This is a genomic window from Mesorhizobium sp. M5C.F.Ca.ET.164.01.1.1 (genome assembly GCF_004792125.1).
GTDB lineage: Bacteria > Pseudomonadota > Alphaproteobacteria > Rhizobiales > Rhizobiaceae > Mesorhizobium > Mesorhizobium wenxiniae.
This window is the reverse complement of the sequence record NZ_SRTG01000172.1, coordinates 1-392: the sequence shown is the minus strand read 5'-3', so window position 1 is coordinate 392 and position 392 is coordinate 1. Positions and strand designations below refer to the sequence as shown.

At 65.3% G+C, this 392-nt stretch carries 1 protein-coding gene; it reads left to right on the top strand.

Features of this window, described 5'->3' with window-relative positions; translation table 11 throughout:
- Nucleotides 1-392, top strand: a 392-nt coding sequence (locus EN807_RS32975; RefSeq protein WP_135937971.1) for an ABC transporter permease, incomplete at both ends; no start/stop codon positions are given.

The following is a 392-nucleotide window of genomic DNA, read 5'->3' as shown; positions in this document are numbered from 1 at the left end:
CTGTCGCAACTGCCGCGCCGCGCGGCCTCGATCTGCCTGATCCTGGTCATCCTGCCGTTCTGGACCTCGGTGCTGGTGCGCACCTATGCCTGGCTGGTCATCCTGCAGCGCAAGGGCCTGATCAACAGCTGGCTGATCGACCTCGGCGTCATTAGCCAGCCGCTGCCGCTCGCCAACAATTTCGCCGGCGTCATTATCGGCATGACCCACATCATGCTGCCGTTCCTGGTGCTGCCGCTCTACGCCTCGATGAAGACGATCGACATCGATTGCCTGCGCGCCGGCATGAAGCTCGGCGCCAGCCCGGGCGCCACCTTCCGGCAGATATTCTTCCCGCTGTCGCTGCCCGGCCTCGCCTCCGGCGTGGTCATCGTCTTCGTGCTCTGCCTCGG